General features: G+C 63.1%; 18 protein-coding genes. 10 read left to right on the top strand and 8 right to left on the bottom strand.

All coding sequences use genetic code 11. From position 1 onward, the window contains the following. Positions 1–29 precede the first annotated feature (29 nt). Positions 30–1,883: a DUF4105 domain-containing protein gene (locus E5221_RS03980; RefSeq protein ID WP_247846886.1), complete on the bottom strand. Its 1,854-nt coding sequence runs from the start codon at positions 1,881–1,883 to the stop codon at positions 30–32. A 74-nt stretch (positions 1,884–1,957) separates the two neighbouring features. Further along, positions 1,958–2,446: a DUF3015 domain-containing protein gene (locus tag E5221_RS03985; protein ID WP_003256313.1), complete on the bottom strand. Its 489-nt coding sequence runs from the start codon at positions 2,444–2,446 to the stop codon at positions 1,958–1,960. Between the two features lie 253 nt (positions 2,447–2,699). On the opposite strand from E5221_RS03985, the gene E5221_RS03990 reads away from it, so the two are divergent. From E5221_RS03990 to E5221_RS04010, 5 genes are all read left to right on the top strand, one after another. After that, complete coding sequence (locus tag E5221_RS03990) at positions 2,700–5,138, top strand: ATP-binding protein (RefSeq protein ID WP_013970817.1); 2,439 nt, start codon at positions 2,700–2,702, stop codon at positions 5,136–5,138. A gap of 161 nt (positions 5,139–5,299) precedes the next feature. After that, positions 5,300–5,638 (top strand): hypothetical protein, encoded by a 339-nt coding sequence (locus E5221_RS03995; protein ID WP_003247487.1) that lies wholly within the window; start codon positions 5,300–5,302, stop codon positions 5,636–5,638. 152 nt (positions 5,639–5,790) lie between these two features. After that, entirely contained in the window at positions 5,791–6,279 is a 489-nt protein-coding gene (locus E5221_RS04000; protein ID WP_003247486.1) for a TIGR00645 family protein, read from the top strand. Positions 6,280–6,437: 158 nt separating this feature from the next. Beyond that, entirely contained in the window at positions 6,438–6,743 is a 306-nt protein-coding gene (locus E5221_RS04005) for a DUF6482 family protein (protein ID WP_013970818.1), read from the top strand. Between the two features lie 85 nt (positions 6,744–6,828). Then, a complete protein-coding gene (locus E5221_RS04010) occupies positions 6,829–7,446 on the top strand; it encodes an FKBP-type peptidyl-prolyl cis-trans isomerase (RefSeq protein ID WP_003256315.1) in 618 nt (205 codons plus the stop codon). A gap of 127 nt (positions 7,447–7,573) precedes the next feature. On the opposite strand, the gene E5221_RS04015 is transcribed toward E5221_RS04010, so the two are convergent. The 3 genes from E5221_RS04015 to E5221_RS04025 form a co-directional block, all read right to left on the bottom strand. Next, entirely contained in the window at positions 7,574–7,819 is a 246-nt protein-coding gene (locus E5221_RS04015) for a hypothetical protein (protein WP_003256316.1), read from the bottom strand. An 84-nt stretch (positions 7,820–7,903) separates the two neighbouring features. Next, positions 7,904–8,245 carry a zinc ribbon domain-containing protein YjdM gene (locus E5221_RS04020; RefSeq protein ID WP_009686103.1) on the bottom strand — a complete coding sequence of 114 codons (342 nt, stop codon included), beginning with the start codon at positions 8,243–8,245 and terminating at the stop codon, positions 7,904–7,906. 166 nt (positions 8,246–8,411) lie between these two features. Continuing rightward, positions 8,412–9,380 carry a polyprenyl synthetase family protein gene (locus E5221_RS04025; protein WP_003256318.1) on the bottom strand — a complete coding sequence of 323 codons (969 nt, stop codon included), beginning with the start codon at positions 9,378–9,380 and terminating at the stop codon, positions 8,412–8,414. 244 nt (positions 9,381–9,624) lie between these two features. Here E5221_RS04025 and rplU point away from each other — a divergent pair, with 244 nt between their 5' ends. The 5 genes from rplU to E5221_RS04050 all read left to right on the top strand — a co-directional run bounded on the left by rplU (position 9,625) and on the right by E5221_RS04050 (position 13,313). Continuing rightward, the gene (gene rplU, locus E5221_RS04030) at positions 9,625–9,939 is read left to right on the top strand and encodes a 50S ribosomal protein L21 (RefSeq protein ID WP_003247466.1); all 315 of its coding nucleotides are present in this window, start codon (positions 9,625–9,627) and stop codon (positions 9,937–9,939) included. 38 nt (positions 9,940–9,977) lie between these two features. Next, a complete protein-coding gene (gene rpmA, locus E5221_RS04035) occupies positions 9,978–10,235 on the top strand; it encodes a 50S ribosomal protein L27 (RefSeq protein WP_003247464.1) in 258 nt (85 codons plus the stop codon). A gap of 189 nt (positions 10,236–10,424) precedes the next feature. Beyond that, positions 10,425–11,651, top strand: a complete 1,227-nt coding sequence (cgtA, locus tag E5221_RS04040; RefSeq protein WP_013970821.1) for an Obg family GTPase CgtA — start codon at positions 10,425–10,427, stop codon at positions 11,649–11,651. A gap of 85 nt (positions 11,652–11,736) precedes the next feature. Continuing rightward, positions 11,737–12,855 carry a glutamate 5-kinase gene (proB, locus tag E5221_RS04045; protein ID WP_015268899.1) on the top strand — a complete coding sequence of 373 codons (1,119 nt, stop codon included), beginning with the start codon at positions 11,737–11,739 and terminating at the stop codon, positions 12,853–12,855. Positions 12,856–12,860: 5 nt separating this feature from the next. After that, entirely contained in the window at positions 12,861–13,313 is a 453-nt protein-coding gene (locus tag E5221_RS04050; protein WP_161795752.1) for a CreA family protein, read from the top strand. Positions 13,314–13,452: 139 nt separating this feature from the next. Here E5221_RS04050 and mksF read toward each other — a convergent pair whose 3' ends face one another. Genes mksF through mksB form a run of 3 tightly spaced genes read right to left on the bottom strand, consistent with a single transcriptional unit; the run spans position 13,453 to position 18,270 of the window. Then, positions 13,453–16,287, bottom strand: a complete 2,835-nt coding sequence (gene mksF / locus E5221_RS04055) for an Mks condensin complex protein MksF (protein ID WP_247846887.1) — start codon at positions 16,285–16,287, stop codon at positions 13,453–13,455. Beyond that, positions 16,284–16,991, bottom strand: a complete 708-nt coding sequence (gene mksE, locus E5221_RS04060) for an Mks condensin complex protein MksE (RefSeq protein WP_013970824.1) — start codon at positions 16,989–16,991, stop codon at positions 16,284–16,286. The genes mksF and mksE overlap by 4 nt, the downstream gene beginning before the upstream one ends. After that, entirely contained in the window at positions 16,981–18,270 is a 1,290-nt protein-coding gene (gene mksB, locus E5221_RS04065; protein WP_024086237.1) for an Mks condensin complex protein MksB, read from the bottom strand. The genes mksE and mksB overlap by 11 nt, the downstream gene beginning before the upstream one ends. Positions 18,271–18,341 lie beyond the last annotated feature (71 nt).

Below are 18,341 nucleotides of genomic sequence, written 5' to 3' on the forward strand. Positions count from 1 at the left end.
GCATGCCCGCGAAAGGCCGCAAAGCGGCCTCAGTAGTGATACCACTTCAACTCCAGCATCACCTCGTTCTGCGCCGTAGCCAGGTGGCTGAACTCTCGCGAAGCACTCAACCGCAGGCCCAGATTCTGGCTGATCTCCCATTGCTGGTTCAGGCTCATACTGCGCCGTACTTCGCCATTGGTGAAATAATCGCCCTTGGCCTCCAGCGTCATGTTGCCCAGCCCGTTGCGCCACAGCAGCCCGCCATTGAAGCCCGCCGCCGGGGCGATGAACTGGGCAAAATCATTGTGGTGCTCGACCCGCACCGTGCCCAGGGCAAAGCCCAGCAACCCGTCGGCCAGTTGCCAGGTGCCGCCGGCCCCGCCGTTCACATGGCTTACCAGCACTTCGTCATCATGCTTGCCCGGCACGCGCTCCAGCCCGCCGGCCACCTGCCACGACCAGGGCTTGAGCAGCTCGTTGCGCGGTGTCAGCGAGCGGATGGTGGCCAGGTCCAGGCGCTGCACCTGCCAGTCATTGCCTTCGTACTGGCGCAGCTTCAGCTGCAGGATCTCGATCTGCGCCCCCAGCGGGAAGCCATAGGCGTTGTCATTCAGGTCGTGGTAGGCCATGCGCAGGCCGTACTCGGCGTAGGCGCGGTCTTCGCGGGTGCCTACGCCCAGCTGCCAGGTGCGCGAGTCATGGCCGTCCTCGGGCAGGCCTGGGCGCTCGATCTGCAGGGGCGGGGGCGGGTTGCTGTTGATTGCCCGCAGCAGTTCGAAGCTGCGTTTCGCCTGCCCAGGGTCACGCTCCTGGCCATTGGCACGGTAACGCTCCAGACGGTACGCGGCGTCCTGCACCAGCGCCTGGCGCTGGCGGGGGAGGGCCTTGAATTCGGGGCTCTGCAGTTGCCCGGTGTCGGCACTTACAGCCAGCACCTGGCGCTTTTCGTCGTGATCGAGCGGCTCGGCCCGGGCCAGCAGTTCACGTTCGCGAGAGGGGCGGTACGTCTCGCTGGCGACCATGCCGGACTGCTTCACGGCTTTCACCGTGTCGGTCGGGATGGCGGTCAGCGGGAACTGCGAGGTCAGGTCAAGGCCCGGCCGGGCCACCTGCAGCAGCTCCAGCAGGCGGTACGAGCAGTTCTCATCGAAGAAGAAGTAGTCGAACTGGATCTGCTTCAGCTCCCACACATGTTCGACCATGCGCCCGGTTTCTTCCGGGGTCAGGTCCAGTTGGTACTCCCACAGGTCGCGGTTTTCCAGGCTGCGGTATTCGGACAGTTTCTCCTGGTAGGGCATCAGCGCGAACAGGCCCGGGTAGCCACCCATCAGGCCCTTCCAGGCATACAGGATACTGTTGTCGCTGCCTTCGATGTAGGCGCCGAAGTTGATTGCGTAGCTCAGCAGCGTGGTGTCGTCGCTGCGGGTGTTGGACTGGTCGATGCGCAGCAAGGTGTGGCCGAACATCGATGACGGGCTGTTCAGGTAGGCCGCCGGGAAGATCAGCGCCGCACTGTGTGGGTCGATCGACTGGTACCAGGTGGTGAACTCCTGGCAGTCAGGTTGCGGCAAGTCTTGCAGGTCGAGCTGTTCGCGCAGCCAGCGGGTGCGCGCCGGGAATACGCACTGGGCATGTTTGTCACCGAGGCTGGCCGGGGCGTACAGCGCTTCGATCGTGGCTTGCAGCTCTTGGTCGGGGTGGTGCGCGCCGTCCTCGGCAAGGAAGAACGCATCATCATCCACGTAGCTGCGCCAACCACCCAGCTTGGCGGTTTCGTAATGGCCCAGGGCAATCCAGTAAGGGGTGTTGGCCAGTTGCTGGACACGGCCTTGGTCCAGCACGGGCGCGGCATGAACAGGGGCGCAGGCACACAGCGCCAGGGATACGAAGCGTTTGAGCATGTCGGGCAACTACTTCTTAACGATGCCGAAAAAAGGCGAAACCCGCCCCGGGGCCGGGGCGGGAGGAGCTGCACTCAGGCCTCGGTTGCGTATTTGGCCAGGCGTGGGTCGTTCTTCAGAACAGCCAGGGTGTTGCTATGGACGGTTTCGGCAGTGACGTCGGCGCTGCTGAAGATCTGGTTGAAGTGCTGATGGGTGACCGATGCGAAGTAGCCACGGTCTTCCGGCGCCACGCCGAGAACCACGGCATAGGTGGTCAGTGCTTCGCCTTGGCCCATGGCCATGTCTTCGGAAAGTTCATTCATCATGCCGTTCATGGCGAACCAGGACTTGCCGCCGTAGGTCAGCGACGCTTTGGTCGAGCAGCCGTTGGTGCCGGAGGTCATGCCGAAGGTGGCGTTACCGGAGGTGCCGTTGGTGGTGGAAGCCAGGAAGTGTGCCGGAGTGCCGCGCTGGCCTTCGAACAGCATGTTGCCCCAGCCGCAGTTCGGGCCGCCTGGCGCTTCGGCCATGGCATTGATCGAGACCACGGTGAACAGAGTACCCAGAAGAATCCGTTTCATAGCATTTGTTCTCTATTTGACTTAACCAAGGGTCAGGGTTTCTGGCAACTCGGTTGCCAGGTCGGGAAAGCTTTTCACCCACCCGCGCAGCTTGGAGTTTAGGCACGATCTAAGAGTTGCGTTGTTGATTGCGAAAAATTTGCTGTTACATGACCCGCACCGGCTGCGACATAAAGTCCCGCGGAGCCTTGCAAGGCGCGCGCGGGCAGCGCCAGAATGCTGCCTATCTGCCCCGCCGAAGTAAGGAAACCCAATGCCCGATCCTGTCGCTGCGCGCCTGCGTCTCGCGCCTGAAGCCCTGACCCGGCGTTTCTCCCCCGAGCAGTTTGCCTTTACCAATACCGACGATCTGGAGCCGTTTCGCGGAGTCCTGGGCCAGGAGCGTGCTGTCGAGGCCCTGCAGTTTGGCGTGGCCATGCCGCGCCCTGGTTACAACGTGTACGTGATGGGCGAGCCCGGCACCGGCCGCTTCTCGTTCGTCAAGCGCTACCTCAAGGCCGAGGGCAAGCGTCAGCAGACCCCGGCCGACTGGGTTTACGTCAACCACTTCGATGACACGCGCGAACCCCGCGCACTGGAATTGCCGTCCGGCACCGCCGGGGCGTTCATCGCCGACATGAACGGGCTGATCGACAACCTGTTGTCGACCTTCCCTGCGGTATTCGAGCACCCGTCGTACCAGCAGAAGAAAGGCGCCATCGACCGCGCCTTCAACCAGCGTTACGACCGCGCCCTGGATGTGATCGAGCGCGCCTCGCTGGAAAAGGACGTGGCCCTGTACCGCGACGCAAGCAACGTCGCCTTCACCCCGATGGCCGACGGCAAGGCGCTGGATGAAGCCGAATTCGCCCAGTTGCCGGAAGAGGTGCGCGAGCAGTTCCACGAGGATATCGCCCTGCTCGAGGAACGCCTGAACGAAGAGCTGGCCAGCCTGCCGCAATGGAAACGCGAGTCGAACAACCAGCTGCGCCAGCTCAACGAGGAAACCATCACCCTGGCCCTGCAGCCGTTGCTGGCGCCGCTGTCGGAGAAGTACGCCGAGAACGCTGCGGTCTGCGCCTACCTGCAGTCGGTGCAGCTGAACCTGCTGCGTACCGTGGTCGAGCAACTGGTCGATGACAGCAAGACCGACGCGGCTGCGCGCAAGCTGCTGGAAGAGCAGTACGCGCCAAGCCTGGTGGTCGGCCACCACGCCGACGGCGGTGCGCCGGTGGTGTTCGAGCCGCACCCGACCTACGACAACCTGTTTGGCCGTATCGAATACAGCACCGACCAGGGTGCGCTGTACACCTCTTACCGTCAGCTGCGCCCAGGCGCGCTACACCGCGCCAACGGCGGCTTCCTGATTCTGGAAGCCGAGAAGATGTTGGGCGAGCCGTTCGTCTGGGACGCGCTCAAGCGTGCGCTGCAGTCGCGCAAGTTGAAGATGGAGTCGCCACTGGGCGAGCTGGGGCGGGTGGCTACCGTCAGCCTGACGCCGCAGATGATCCCGCTGAACATCAAGCTGGTCATCATCGGTTCGCGCCAGCTGTATTACGCGCTGCAGGATCACGACCCGGACTTCCAGGAAATGTTCCGGGTGCTGGTGGACTTCGACGAAGACATGCCCATGGTCGATGAGAACCTGGAGCAGTTCGCCCAGCTGTTGCGCACCCGCACCAACGAAGAGGGCATGGCGCCACTGACCAGTGACGCGGTGGCGCGCCTGGCCACCTACAGCGCCCGCCTGGCAGAAAACCAGTCGCGCCTGTCGGCACGTATCGGCGACCTTTTCCAGCTGGTCAGCGAAGCTGATTTCATCCGCCAGCTGGCCAGTGACGAAATGACCGACGCCGGGCATATCGAGCGTGCGCTCAAGGCCAAGGCCACCCGCACCGGGCGTGTTTCGCAGCGGGTGCTGGACGACATGCTCGCCGGCATCATCCTGATCGACACCGAAGGCGCGGCCATCGGCAAGTGCAACGGCCTGACCGTGCTGGAAGTGGGTGATTCGGCGTTCGGTATGCCGGCGCGTATCTCCGCCACCGTGTACCCGGGCGGCAGCGGTATCGTCGACATCGAGCGTGAGGTAAACCTCGGCCAGCCGATCCACTCCAAGGGTGTGATGATCCTCACCGGCTATCTGGGCAGCCGCTATGCCCAGGAGTTCCCGCTGGCGATCTCGGCGAGCATCGCCCTGGAACAGTCCTACGGCTATGTGGACGGTGACAGCGCCTCGCTGGGCGAAGCCTGCACGCTGATCTCGGCCTTGTCGCGCACGCCGCTCAAGCAGTGCTTCGCTATTACCGGCTCGATCAACCAGTTTGGTGAAGTTCAGGCGGTGGGTGGGGTCAACGAGAAGATCGAAGGCTTCTTCCGCCTGTGCGAGGCGCGTGGCCTGACCGGCGAGCAGGGAGTGATCATCCCGCGTGCCAACGTCGCCACGCTGATGCTCGACGAGCGTGTGCTGCAGGCAGTGGAGAACGGCATGTTCCACGTGTACGCGGTCAGCCAGGCCGACGAGGCGTTGAGCCTGCTGGTGGGCGAGGAGGCCGGTGTGCTGGATGACAAGGGCCAGTTCACCGAAGGCAGCGTCAACGCGCGGGTGGTGGAGCGCCTGCGTGAGATTGCCGAGATGATCAGCGAGGAAGAAATCGAGAAGGCGGAGAAAGAGCGCCTGGAAGAGGTGATTGCCCAGGCCAAGCCGGCCTGAGTCAAGAAACCGGCGCTGGCGGCGATGTGCTACCGTTCAGCGCCGGTTTTCCATCTTTCTGTACCGTTCTTCTATGCTGGAACTTAAGGACGGTAACAGCGTTCAGGATGGAAACAGCCTGAGGTTCAGGCTGAACAAGGCTTATTGGAGGGGGCGCGGCCATGCGCAATCTCAGCCTCACACGCCAGTGCCTGGGCCTGGTGACCCGCATCGAATGCAGCATCCGTCCGCTGGCCGGGGATAACGGCATGTGGACGCTGCTGTTCGCCGCCGGCATGGCCGGTGAACAACCGTCCGCGATCAAGGCCCAAGGGCCGTTCCATGGGCCGCTGGTGGCCGAATCTGTGCTCAATGCCATTGTCGACAGCTTGACCTTGCATGGGTACCAGGTGGCCGAGGATCCGCAGATCTGGTGTTTGCATTTGCAGGCGCAGTTGCGGCGGATCAACGGTGAGCGGTGTCGGAATCTTGGGGATTACCAGTTTCATCCTGAGACCTGATTGATGCAGGGGGCCGCTTTGCGGCCCATTCGCAGCACAAGGCTGCTCCTACAAGCGAATGGGCTGCATGGCAGCCCCGGGCTTTTGCTGTAACAGGTGGCTGGCTATACTCGCCGTCGCTTTTTTAGTCACCTGATGAGTCCCGACACTCCATGGAACGTATCCTCGAAAATGCGATGTATGCCTCGCGCTGGCTGCTCGCCCCCATCTACTTCGGCCTGTCCCTCGGCCTGCTGGCCCTGGCGCTGAAATTCTTCCAGGAAGTGGTCCACGTCCTGCCCAACGTCTTCGCCCTCAGCGAAGCCGACCTGATCCTGGTGATCCTGTCGCTGATCGACATGTCGCTGGTGGGCGGCCTGCTGGTGATGGTGATGATCTCCGGCTACGAGAACTTCGTCTCGCAACTGGACATCGACGAGAGCAAGGAAAAGCTCAACTGGCTGGGCAAGATGGACTCTTCGTCGCTGAAGATGAAGGTTGCCGCATCGATTGTGGCCATTTCGTCCATCCACCTGCTGCGGGTGTTCATGGACGCACAGAACATCTCCACCGATTACCTGATGTGGTACGTGATCATCCACATGACCTTCGTGGTCTCGGCATTCTGCATGGGTTACCTGGACAAGCTGACCAAGCACTGAACCTTTCAGGCCTCTTCGCAATCCCTGTGGGAGCGGGCAAGCCCGCGAAGAGGCCGGCACGGTCCAACTGACGAGCGGCGTCAGTCATGCCTTGTGCATTCGCCCTTTCTGTACAAAAAATGAGCTCTCATGCGTGGTTCCCATCGCGAGGTGCTCTCATGAACCTGCATCAGCTCAACACCGAGGCCAGGGCTGGCCATGTCGACGAACTGAACCTGATCGCCATCGAAGGCGGTGACTACCTTCTCGAAGCGCGGATCAAAGGCCACCCCCATCCTCTCTCCGACACACGTGGTGAACGCTTGCGCGTGCATTCGGTGGAGGATGCACGCAAGTTGCTGCAAACCATCCCCATGGTCTCGATGAACCTGGTGCACTGGTCGGTGCAGGACGAAATGTGCGGCATGGGCACGCACCCGGAAGAAGACTTGAAGGTGCCGATTTCCCAGCGCTCGGCCTGGTAGCTGCTCGCAGCGCCCCAGTGTGCTAGGCTGCTCGCCCTTTTCATCAAGGGCGCGGCTTCACTGCGCCCTGCAGTGGAGCACGACAATGTCCGAACTCAACCTGTCCACCGACGAAACGCGCGTCAGCTACGGCATCGGCCGTCAGCTGGGCGGCCAGCTGCGCGACAACCCGCCACCGGGCGTCAGCCTGGAAGCCATCCTGGCTGGCCTGACCGATGCCTTCAACGGCGCCGACAGCCGCGTCAGCGAAGCCGACCTGTCGGCCAGCTTCAAGGTGATCCGCGAAGTGATGCAAGCCGAAGCAGCTGCCAAGGCTGAAGCCGCTGCTGCCGCTGGCAAGGCATTCCTGGTCGAGAACGCCAAGCGTGACGGCATCACCACCCTGGCTTCGGGCCTGCAGTTCGAAGTACTGACCGCAGGTGAAGGCGCCAAGCCGACCCGCGAAGACAATGTGCGCACCCACTACCACGGCACCCTGATCGACGGCACTGTGTTCGACAGCTCCTACGATCGTGGTCAGCCGGCTGAATTCCCGGTAGGTGGTGTGATCGCTGGCTGGACCGAAGCCCTGCAGCTGATGAACGCTGGCAGCAAATGGCGCCTGTACGTGCCGAGCGAGCTGGCCTACGGCGCCCAAGGCGTTGGCAGCATCCCGCCGCACAGCGTGCTGGTGTTCGACGTCGAGCTGCTCGACGTTCTGTAATGCCCTCGGGGCCGCTTTGCGGCCCATTCGCGGGCAAGCCCGCTCCCACAAGATCCCCACAGCATTCGAACCCTGTGTTGTGCTTGTGGGAGCTGGCTTGCCGGCGATGAGGCCGGTCCTGCTGGCCTCAATTCCAGTCTGTCCCCCCGGGGCGCAACGCCCGCGCATAGCAGAACAGAAACAGATTCCGCACCAGCTCCTTGAGCACCCCCGGTTCACTCGAGTTCAGCCCGCTCATGTCCAGGTCGCCCTGGTCGCGCAGCTCGTCGAGCGCTTCTTCTTCAAGCACCGCGCACACTTCGCCGGTTTCCCGATGAAGAATGCGCAGGTAGGGGTGAGGGCGGTCCAGCCAGGCGTCGATCAGATAAGTCATGGCTATTCTCCTTGGATAGCAGTCTCAATGAGAATAATTCTTATTATCTTAATAGCAAGCGCCAATTGCCGGTTTTTTGGAAAATCAGACCTTGCGTACGAACTCGGACTTCAGCTTCATGGCGCCGATACCGTCGATCTTGCAGTCGATGTCATGGTCGCCATCGCACAGGCGGATGTTCTTGACCTTTGTGCCGACCTTGACCACCAGGGACGAGCCCTTGACCTTGAGGTCCTTGATCACGGTGACGGTGTCGCCATCCTGCAGGATGTTGCCGACCGAGTCCTTCTTCACCACCTCGTCGCTGGCCGCTTCGGCGTCGCCGCTGGCCGACCACTCGTGGGCGCATTCAGGGCAGATCAGCTGAGTGCCATCCTCATAGGTGTATTCGGAGTTGCATTTCGGGCAGGGTGGCAGAGTGCTCACTTCGGTTCCTCAAACAAACAGACGGGCGGTTAAAAACCCGAATTGTATAAGGTATTTTTTCAGAAGTGATTATGTCCGGACAAAAGCATCGCGGGCAAGCCAGCTCATACAGGCGACGCAATCCTGTAGGAGCGGGCTTGCCCGCGAATGAAGACGACTCGGTCTATCAGTGAGTACGCGCGACAGCAAACTCGCTCAACTCGACCAGCGCATCACGATATTCGCTGGCCGGCAGCACTTCCAGGCACTGGATGGCACGCTTCACATAGTCACGCGCCAGCTCCGCCGTGTACTTCAGAGCACCCGACTCCTCGACTGCCACGCGAATCTGCTCCAGGTCTTCCAGGCCACCCTTCTGGATCGCCTGGCGCACCAGCGCAGCCTGTTCGGCGGTGCCTTCGCGCATGGTGTAGATCAGCGGCAGGGTAGGCTTGCCTTCGGCCAGGTCGTCACCGACGTTCTTGCCCAGGGTCTGCGAGTCGCCCTTGTAGTCCAGCAGGTCGTCGACCAGCTGGAACGCCACGCCCAGGTGGTCACCGAAGGTACGCAGGGCCTCGCGCTGTTCGTCGGTTGCTTCGGCCAGCGCGGCGGCGCTGTGGGTCGAAGCCTCGAACAGCATCGCGGTCTTGCCGCGGATGACCTCCATGTAGACTTCCTCGGTGGTGCTGGCGTCGCGTACCCGCGACAGCTGCAGCACTTCACCCTCGGCAATCACGCGGGTGGCCTTGGACAGGATCTGCATGACCGGCATCGAGCCCAGTTCGACCATCATCTCGAACGAGCGCGAATAGAGGAAGTCGCCCACCAGCACGCTCGGCGCGTTGCCCCACAGGGCATTGGCGGTGGAGCGGCCACGGCGCATGCCGGACATGTCGACCACGTCGTCGTGCAGCAGGGTAGCGGTGTGCAAGAATTCGATGGTGGCAGCCAGCAGGCGCAGGTCGTCGCCTTCGCGGCCCAGGGCCTTGCCACACAGCAGCACCAGCAGGGGGCGCAGGCGCTTGCCACCGGCGGACGTGATATAGTCGCCGATCTTCGATACCAGCGGCACGCGCGAGGTCAGCTGCTTCTTGATGATCTCGTCGACGGCGCTGAAATCATCAGCCACCGCGCGGTAGAAGGATTGGGGTTGCATCGGCTGCTCCAGTGAGGTTGCGCGGCATGCTAGGTCGCGGGTCCCGGTGTGTCAAGGCGCGGTGCCAGCGCCCCGGGGGCGGCACTTGCAAGCAAAACCGCGGTTGCGTACAATCGCGCACCCTAACTTCCTGGGCAGCACCTGCCTTACGCAATTGCGCCGGGCCGTTCCAGCCCTGTGCAGCCATGCCAGCCAATACTCATCATATAAAGCGCTGGGTGAGCAGGATTATCGGAGAAATACCATGTCTTACGCAGTAATCGTTACCGGCGGCAAGCAGTACAAAGTCGCTGAAGGTGAATTCCTCAAGATCGAAAAACTGGAAGTCGCCACTGGCGAATCCGTGACCTTCGATCGCGTCCTGCTGGTCGCCAACGGTGAAGAAGTCACCATCGGTGCTCCAGTTGTTGCTGGCGCTAAAGTAGTGGCCGAAGTCGTTTCGCAAGGCCGCCACGACAAGGTTCGCATCATCAAGTTCCGTCGTCGTAAGCACCACATGAAGCGTATGGGCCACCGCCAGTGGTTCACCGAGATCAAAATCACCGGTATCCAGGCTTAATCCCCTAGATCCCCTGAATTTATTTGGAGAATTGAACCATGGCTCACAAGAAGGCTGGTGGTAGTACTCGTAACGGTCGCGACTCAGAATCGAAACGCCTTGGCGTGAAGATGTATGGCGGCCAGGTTATCAAGCCAGGCAACATCATCGTCCGTCAGCGCGGCACCGAATTCCACGCTGGCTACGGTGTTGGCATGGGCAAGGATCACACCTTGTTCGCCAAGATCGAAGGCGTGATCAAGTTCGAGAAAAAAGGCGAGTTCATGCGCCGTTACGTGAGCATCGTCGCCGCTTAATCGCGACGTCGCTCCAGAAGCCCCGTCATGCGACGGGGCTTTTTCGTTTGTGGTGAGCCTCTTGCAAAGCTGTTTGTATGGGCTGCCGGCGTGGGTTTCTACGGTCGTACGGGGCCGCCGCGCTCATTTTTGCAAGAGCCTCAGGTTTTTCAGGTATTCAACTCGCCAGCAGGCGAGAGGCGGTTTTGAATGAAGTTTGTTGACGAAGTATCCATTCGGGTCAAGGCCGGTGACGGTGGCAACGGTTGCATGAGCTTCCGTCGCGAGAAATTCATCGAGAACGGTGGCCCCAACGGTGGTGACGGTGGCGACGGTGGTTCGGTGTACATGATCGCCGACGAAAACCTCAACACCCTGGTCGACTATCGCTACACCCGTCACCACGAGGCCCAGCGTGGCGCCAACGGCGGCAGCACCGACTGCACCGGCAAGAAAGGCGACGACCTGTACCTGCGCGTGCCGGTCGGCACTACCGTGATCGACGCCTCCACCCAGGAAGTGATCGGTGACCTGGTCACCCCGGGCCAGAAACTGATGGTCGCCCAGGGCGGCTGGCACGGTTTGGGCAACACCCGCTTCAAGTCCAGCACCAACCGTGCACCGCGCCAGACCACCCCGGGCAAGCCAGGTGACCAGCGTGACCTGAAGATGGAAATGAAGGTGCTGGCTGACGTCGGCCTGCTGGGCCTGCCGAATGCCGGCAAGAGCACCTTCATTCGCTCGGTTTCGGCCGCCAAGCCGAAAGTGGCCGACTACCCGTTCACCACCCTGGTGCCGAACCTGGGTGTGGTCAGCGTCGACCGCTGGAAGAGCTTCGTCATCGCCGACATTCCTGGCCTGATCGAAGGTGCTTCCGAGGGCGCCGGCCTGGGTATCCGCTTCCTCAAGCACCTGGCGCGTACCCGCGTACTGCTGCACCTGGTGGACATGGCGCCGCTGGACGGAAGCAGCCCGGCCGATGCCGCCGAAGTCATCGTCAACGAGCTGACCCGCTTCAGCCCGTCGCTGGCCGAGCGTGAGCGCTGGCTGGTGCTGAACAAGGCCGACATGGTCATGGATGACGAGCGCGACGAGCGGGTCAAGGAAGTGGTCGAGCGCCTGCAGTGGGAGGGCCCGGTCTACGTGATTTCGGCCATCTCCAAGCAGGGCACCGAAAAGCTCAGCCACGACCTGATGCGCTACCTCGAAGACCGCGCCGACCGCCTGGCCAACGACCCGGCCTACGCCGAAGAGCTGGCCGATCTCGACCAGCGCATCGAAGACGAAGCCCGTGCCCAGCTGCAGGCCCTGGACGACGCCCGTACCCTGCGCCGTACTGGTGTCAAGAGCGTGCACGACATCGGCGACGATGACGGTTGGGACGATGATTTCGAGGACGACGAAGACGGCCCGGAAATCATTTACGTGCGCGACTGACCGGTTGCAGTACACTAAACGCCGCTCTTTGGAGCGGCGTTTTTGTATCCACGGTATCTACAGATTCGACATAGGTTGGAAGAAGATGCGAAGCAAGGTGACGGGCGCCAAGCGCTGGGTCGTGAAGATTGGCAGTGCTCTGCTGACCGCCGATGGCAAAGGCCTCGATCGCGGTGCCATGGCCGTTTGGGTCGAGCAGATGGTCGCGCTGCGTGAGGCAGGCGTGGAGTTGGTACTGGTCTCCTCCGGGGCCGTGGCTGCCGGCATGAGCCAGCTGGGCTGGACGTCGCGACCGAGTGCGATGAACGAGCTGCAGGCGGCAGCCTCGATCGGCCAGATGCGCCTGGTGCAGGCCTGGGAGTCGAGCTTCGGCGAGCACGGCAAGCACACCGCGCAAATCCTGCTGACCCATGACGACCTGTCCGACCGCAAGCGCTACCTGAACGCCCGCAGCACCCTGCGCACGCTGGTCGACTTGGGCGTGGTGCCGGTGATCAACGAAAACGATACCGTGGTCACCGATGAGATCCGCTTCGGCGACAACGACACCCTGGCGGCGCTGGTGGCCAACCTGGTCGAGGCTGACCTGCTGGTGATCCTCACCGACCGCGATGGCATGTTCGACGCCGACCCGCGCAACAACCCCGAAGCCCAGCTGATCTACGAGGCTCGCGCCGACGACCCGGCACTGGATGCCGTGGCCGGCGGTACCGGTGGCGCGCTGGGTCGTGGCGGCATGCAGACCAAGCTTCGCGCCGCGCGCCTGGCTGCCCGTTCCGGTGCCCACACCATCATCATCGGTGGCCGCATCGAGCGCGTGCTGGATCGCCTCAAGGCTGGCGAACGCCTGGGTACCTTGCTGTCGCCCGAGCGCGGCATGCTTGCCGCGCGCAAGCAGTGGCTGGCCGGCCACCTGCAGACCCGTGGCACCCTGGTGCTGGATGCCGGTGCCGTGCAGGCGCTGCGCCAGGCCAACAAGAGCCTGCTGCCGGTTGGCGTGAAGACCGTGCAGGGCAGCTTCCGTCGTGGCGAGATGGTGGTGTGCGTCGGCCCGGACGGCCTGGAAGTAGCCCGTGGGCTGGCCAACTACAGCGCCCTTGAGGCGCAGAAGATCATCGGCCAGCCATCCGATGCCATCGAAAGCCTGCTGGGCTACAGTGCAGAACCGGAGTTGGTGCACCGCGACAACCTGGTGCTGGTATGAGCGTGCTGAAGCGGGTAATCGGCGTGGCGGCATTGGTGCTGCCAATGCTGGCCGGGGCCGAGGAAATCGGCCAGGTATCCACCGTGTTCAAGTTCCTCGGGCCGAATGACCGCATTGTGGTCGAGGCGTTCGACGACCCCAAGGTCGAGGGCGTGACCTGCTACCTGTCGCGGGCCAAGACCGGCGGCGTGAAGGGTGGGCTGGGGCTGGCGGAGGACCGGGCGGAGGCATCGATTGCCTGTCGCCAGGTCGGGCCGATCAACTTCAAGGGTGAGCTGAAGGATGGCGAGGAAGTGTTCAAGGAACGCACCTCGCTGGTGTTCAAGACCATGCAGGTGGTGCGCTTCCTCGACAAGAAGCGCAATACGCTGGTGTACCTGGTGTACAGCGACCGCATGATCGAAGGCAGCCCGCAGAATGCGGTGACCGCGATTCCGATTCTGCCTTGGGCTCATTGATAGCTTGGTAGATTTTTTGGGAGGCCTTTGGCCTCCATTCGCAGCACAAGGCTGCTCCTACATTGATCGGCGTATGCATACCTTGTAGGAGCAGCCTTGTGCTGCGAAAGGGCCGCAAAGCGGCCCCACTACTCCGATATCAGGCCAACTCTTCGGCCTGATGATCCTCACGCACAACCGCCTTTACCTCATCGCGACGGCTGATGAACTTCCAGTCCGCCTCGTCGATGTAGATGCCATTCGGCCCACTGCCACCTTCCAGGTCGATCGCCACGCGCGCAGACACCTGCGGCTTCACGCTCGCCAGGATCGGCACGAAGCCGAGCTGCAGGCTGGTCTCCAGCAGTGCAGCCTGGTTGCGTTCGTCGATGTCTGCCGCTTCGTCCAGGTAGTACGGCAGGCGGATACGCCCGGCCAGGTCGCGGTCCATCAGGTGCAGCAACAGGTACATGTTGGTCAGCGCCTTGATGGTCATGGTGGTGCCGTTGGATGCCGCGCCGTCGATGTCGGCATGGATCACCGGCTGGCCGTTGACCTTGGTGATCTCGAACGCCAGCTCGAACAGGTCCTTCAGGCCCAGCTGGTTGTGGTTGGCTGCCACCAGCCGTGCCAGGTATTCCTTGGCCTCTTCGTTCTTGTTGTCCTGCTCGGCGCTCTGGCTCAGGTCGAATACCGACAGGGTTTCGCCTTCTTCGTACTGACCAGCGCTGTGGATGATCTGGTCAATGTGCTTGAGCGCTTCCTTGTTCGGCGCCAGCACCACGCGGAAGCTCTCCAGGTTGGATACCTGGCGCTTGTTGATCTCGCGGTTGAACAGCGCCAGCTGGTGCTCGAGGCTGTCGTAGTCGCTGCGGATGTTGCGCAGGGTCCGGGCGATGTCGGTGACCGCGGCGCGGCGTGCCTTGGCCAAGGTCAGGGCTTCGTCGGTGCGGTGCGCGTAGGCATTCACCAGCAGCTGCAGGCGGCGCTCCATGTCGTCTTCGCTGTCGAACTTGGCCACGCCTTTCAGGCGCACCTGGGCGTACAGCGCCTCGATCTGGTTGTCCACCCGCTGCAGGCTCTGCCAGCTGTCCTGGTAGTCGTTGAGCAGTGGCAGCAGGTTGTCCATCGAGTCGTCGATGGCTTCCATGTACGGCGTGCCGTAGGGCAGGTCGGCCGGCAGCAGCTGGCGACGGCGCAGGGCGTCTTCCAGGGTGCGCTGTTTGGCCTCGAGGTCGCCGATCTGCCGGCCGACCAGCTGCAGCTTGGCCGACAGCTGCTGGACACGTTCAGTGAAGGCGTCGCTGGAGCGTTTGAGTTCGTCCTGGGCGGCTTCGAGCTGCGACAGCTGCTCCAGCTTCTCGGGCTCTTCGGCGGCCAGGGTTTCGCTGCGGCGGAAGTCTTCCAGCGCTTTCTGCGCGTCCAGTACTTCCTGGTAAAGGGCTTCGGTCTGCGCCTTGGAGGCGGAGCGGTCGGCGGCCACGGCTTGCTGGGTCTTGAGCTGCTTCAGCTCTTTTTCCAGGCGCTCTTTCTGGTCACGCAGGGCGGCACGGTCGGCCAGGGCCTGCAGTGCCGGTGGGTCGATGTGCGACAGGTCGATGGACAGGCCCGGGGCTTCGAAGCGTTCGCCCTTGAAGCCGTCGAGCACCGCTTCCAGCGATTTTACCCATAGGTCGCTGTCGTCCAGTTCGATACCGCGGTCACCCAGCGGCAGGCTGAACAGCGCGCCATTGAACAGGCGCATCAGGCGGTCGACGTCCTGCTGCGAGAACTCTTCGCGCAGGCGGGCGTAGCTGTTGTTGTCGGCGTGGTCGAGCTGTTGCTTGACCTGCTTCAGGCGCTTTTCCAGGTCGCGGACGCGTTCGTCCAGGTCTTCGGCGCTGAACTGCCGCGACTGGGCCAGGGCGCCGGCCAGTTCGTCGTGGGCGTCCTTGGCCGCCAGCAGTTGCTGCTCCAGCACCTTGACGTCATCGACCAGGGCGAAGCGGTGCTTGAGCACCGACAGCTCGCCCAGCCAGCGCTGGATACCGGTGATTTCACGCTCCAGGCGCATCAGCTCCTGAGTGCCACCGCGCTGGTCGTTCTGCAAGCGGTCCTGCTCGCCACGGTAGTGCTCGGCCTGGATCACCAGCTCTTCCTTGCGCGCCATGGCGTATTCCTGCCAGGTGCCCAGCAGGGTGTCGAGCACTGGCGAAATGCGGTGCAGCTTGCCGCGCAGGATATCGCGCTGGGCCACGCCACCGGCCAGGGCCTCGACCAGCGGACCGGCGGCGACCAGGGCGTTGTAGTCCTGTTCCATGCGGCGCACGTCGCGGAAGGCTTCCTCGCATGCGGCGATGTAGTCGACGCTACCGGAGCGCAGGCTGTGCTCGAAAGCGTCGAGGAACAGCTGCTTGAGCTTGGCGGCGGTGATTTCGCGCATGTGCAGCAGGTTGATGAACAGCGCGCGGAAGGTTTTCAGGCTTTGCTCGCTGGTCGAGCGCAGCGGGATCATGGTCAGGTCCAGCGGCACCGAGGTGTGGCCACCGACCAGCAGACGACGCAGTTCGTCCGGCTTCAGCTCGTAGGCCTTGATCCCCAGGCGCTCGAGGTTGGTGAACAGCTCTTTCTGGCGCAGGCACGTGTCGTTCTTCTGGTAGTGGGCCAGGTCCAGTTCGCCCTTGTAGGCAAAGAACTGGTGGCCGAAACCGCCGCCCGGGCCGCGGCCGACAACGCCGATGACGTGCGGGCCGTGGGGCAGGCTCAGTTCGCAGAGAATGTACGAGGTATCGCTGGCGAAGTAGAAGCGGCGCGACTGCTCGAGGCTGTACTTGCCGAAGCTCATGTCCGACATGCGCGCCAGGATCGGGAACTGCAGGGCGTTGATCGACGCCGATTTACCCAGGTTGTTGGCACCGTATACCGACAGTGGGTGCTCCAACGGGAACAGGCCAAGGCTGTAGCCGGCGGTGTTGAGCAGTGCGAAGCGGCGGATGCCGTAGCGTTCCTGGCTCATGCGTCAATCTCCTGTTGCTCTTCGCGGATGGCCCGGGCCAGGGCTTCCTCTTCGCTTTCCTCGCCCTCGAAGGGGCTGAGGTCGAGCGGGTCGTCGGTGCGGTTGAGTTCTTCGGGGCTTTCTTCCTCGACCAGTACCGGGGTCGGCAGCGGCAGGTCGCTGTGCAGGGTGGCTGCCAGGTCGCGGTCCTGCTGTACGGCCAGGCACACGTCGAGGAAGCGATGCATCGGCGGCAGGAAGCGGTAGATGCCGCCTTCCTCGAAGGCGAAGCCGAGCTGGGTCATGCGGCGCAGGATTTTTTCTTCCAGCTCGTCCACGGTCTGCACTTCGGCCTGCAGGAACAGGTCGCGGTACTTGTCCAGCAGCGAGGGCAGTTCGTCACGGCCGATGCTGCCGCCATCGAGCACGGCCATCGGGTCGCGGCCCTGGTCGGCCAGGTGTTCGACCAGGATGAAGGTGAACAGCGACAGGCGCTGCGCGGTCTTGTTGACCTGCGCGGCGGTCATGTCCGGCACGAAGTAGTAGAAGCCACGGGTGTCGCACACCAGTTCGAAGCCCAGGGCCTTGAACAGGGTGCGGTACTGGTCCTGGAAGTTCGACAGCTGGGCGTACAGCTCGGGGTCGCGGCGGCTGACGTGGAAGCCTTTGAACAGCTCGCGGAAGATCGGCGCGAGCTGGGACAGTTCGGAAAGATCAAGATGCATGGGCTGGGCTCGCGTTGGATTCGGTAGGCGCGCTGGCGGCGTCTTCGCGGCTGGAGGTCAGGGCGAACGAGCGCAGGCTGACCAGGTGTTCCTGGGTGATGTACTCGCGGCGGTCGAGGCGTTCGCGCTTGAAGCGCTTTTCCCGCGACAGGCGCGAGAACCAGTACAGCAACTCGTCGGTGGCGCCTTCGGGTTCCTGCTCCAGCAGCCAGACCATCAGGTCGGGCAGCGGCAGGGCCTGTTCGCAGCGTTCGGCCATTTCCTTGACCGTGCGCGGTGCACGGGGCAGGGCGCCGGACTGGGTCTTGTGGGCCTTGGGGAAGCGCGCCGGCTTGGGCTCGAAGCGGGCCAGGGCGTAGACATAGGCCTCGACCTGGCTGGCGCTGCCGAGGAAAGTGCTTTGCGGGCGGGTGAACATCGGCATGGCCGCTTGCGGTACGGCGTCGATGCCCTTGCGCCGGATCACCGACAGGGCCAGTGCGGCGCCACGGGTCACCGCGTTGTGCCGGCGGGCTTCTTCACGCAGCGGCAGCAGCAGTTCGCGGGCGTGGCGCAGGGTCAGCTGGGCGCTGGTCTGCATTTCCAGGATGCGCGCATGGGTGCGCAGCAGCATGTCGTCGTCGACCAGGTGGCCCAGGCGCGCCTGTTCGCCCAGCAGCTTCAGCAGCACGGTCTCGACCTTGCGCACGCCCTGTTCGAAGGCGCCGTCGGCGTTGACCAGCTGGATCATCGGCTCGACATACTCGTCCCAGGTCGCCAGTACTTCGGCATAGCGCTGGCGCAGCGGGATCTGGCGGTTGCTGGTCTTGGCCCGCTCGGCCACGGCCACCAGTGCCTGTTCGTCGTTGTCGAGCTTCTTCAGTACATCGCGCACGCGCATGTCGAGCAGGCGCAGCTGGCGCGCCAGGTCGTCGCTGTCGCGGTTGTCGAAGGCGTCCTGGATATGCCCGGCCAGGCGCTCCAGGTGGCGCAGGTAGGCTTCGATCTCCAGGCACAGGCCCAGCCGGTGTTCGCGGCGCAGGTAGGCGAGGAAGTCGTGGATCTGCGCGTTGAGCTCGAAACGGTTCGGGCTCTTGGCCACCGGGACCAGGATATCCAGGCGGATCCACACGTCGAGCAGCTGGGTGATGTCCTGCGGGGTGCTCTCGACTTGCTGGCGGGCCACATGCTGACGCAATTCGACCAGGCTCAGGGTGCCCTGGTCGAAACGCTCGCACAGCGGCTCGATCAGGGCCCAGTGTTCGGCTAGGGCGCGCAGGACGCGCTTGGGTTCGATCATTGGCTTCGACTCGTTGCCAAGAAAAAGGGGGCGATTGTACTGCATCCGGGGGGGAGGTTTTCACCCCTTGG

It is taken from the genome of Pseudomonas sp. A2 (genome assembly GCF_023100865.1).
Classification (GTDB): Bacteria; Pseudomonadota; Gammaproteobacteria; order Pseudomonadales; family Pseudomonadaceae; genus Aquipseudomonas; species Aquipseudomonas asiatica.

Bases quoted from the DNA above. Each gene is read 5' to 3' on its own strand.
- E5221_RS03980 (WP_247846886.1), bottom strand. From the start codon at position 1,883: ATGCTCAAACGCTTCGTATCCCTGGCGCTGTGTGCCTGCGCCCCTGTT.
- E5221_RS03985 (WP_003256313.1), bottom strand. From the start codon at position 2,446: ATGAAACGGATTCTTCTGGGTACTCTGTTCACCGTGGTCTCGATCAAT.
- E5221_RS03990 (WP_013970817.1), top strand. From the start codon at position 2,700: ATGCCCGATCCTGTCGCTGCGCGCCTGCGTCTCGCGCCTGAAGCCCTG.
- E5221_RS03995 (WP_003247487.1), top strand. From the start codon at position 5,300: ATGCGCAATCTCAGCCTCACACGCCAGTGCCTGGGCCTGGTGACCCGC.
- E5221_RS04000 (WP_003247486.1), top strand. From the start codon at position 5,791: ATGGAACGTATCCTCGAAAATGCGATGTATGCCTCGCGCTGGCTGCTC.
- E5221_RS04005 (WP_013970818.1), top strand. From the start codon at position 6,438: ATGAACCTGCATCAGCTCAACACCGAGGCCAGGGCTGGCCATGTCGAC.
- E5221_RS04010 (WP_003256315.1), top strand. From the start codon at position 6,829: ATGTCCGAACTCAACCTGTCCACCGACGAAACGCGCGTCAGCTACGGC.
- E5221_RS04015 (WP_003256316.1), bottom strand. From the start codon at position 7,819: ATGACTTATCTGATCGACGCCTGGCTGGACCGCCCTCACCCCTACCTG.
- E5221_RS04025 (WP_003256318.1), bottom strand. From the start codon at position 9,380: ATGCAACCCCAATCCTTCTACCGCGCGGTGGCTGATGATTTCAGCGCC.
- rplU (WP_003247466.1), top strand. From the start codon at position 9,625: ATGTCTTACGCAGTAATCGTTACCGGCGGCAAGCAGTACAAAGTCGCT.
- rpmA (WP_003247464.1), top strand. From the start codon at position 9,978: ATGGCTCACAAGAAGGCTGGTGGTAGTACTCGTAACGGTCGCGACTCA.
- cgtA (WP_013970821.1), top strand. From the start codon at position 10,425: ATGAAGTTTGTTGACGAAGTATCCATTCGGGTCAAGGCCGGTGACGGT.
- proB (WP_015268899.1), top strand. From the start codon at position 11,737: ATGCGAAGCAAGGTGACGGGCGCCAAGCGCTGGGTCGTGAAGATTGGC.
- mksF (WP_247846887.1), bottom strand. From the start codon at position 16,287: ATGAGCCAGGAACGCTACGGCATCCGCCGCTTCGCACTGCTCAACACC.
- mksE (WP_013970824.1), bottom strand. From the start codon at position 16,991: ATGCATCTTGATCTTTCCGAACTGTCCCAGCTCGCGCCGATCTTCCGC.
- mksB (WP_024086237.1), bottom strand. From the start codon at position 18,270: ATGATCGAACCCAAGCGCGTCCTGCGCGCCCTAGCCGAACACTGGGCC.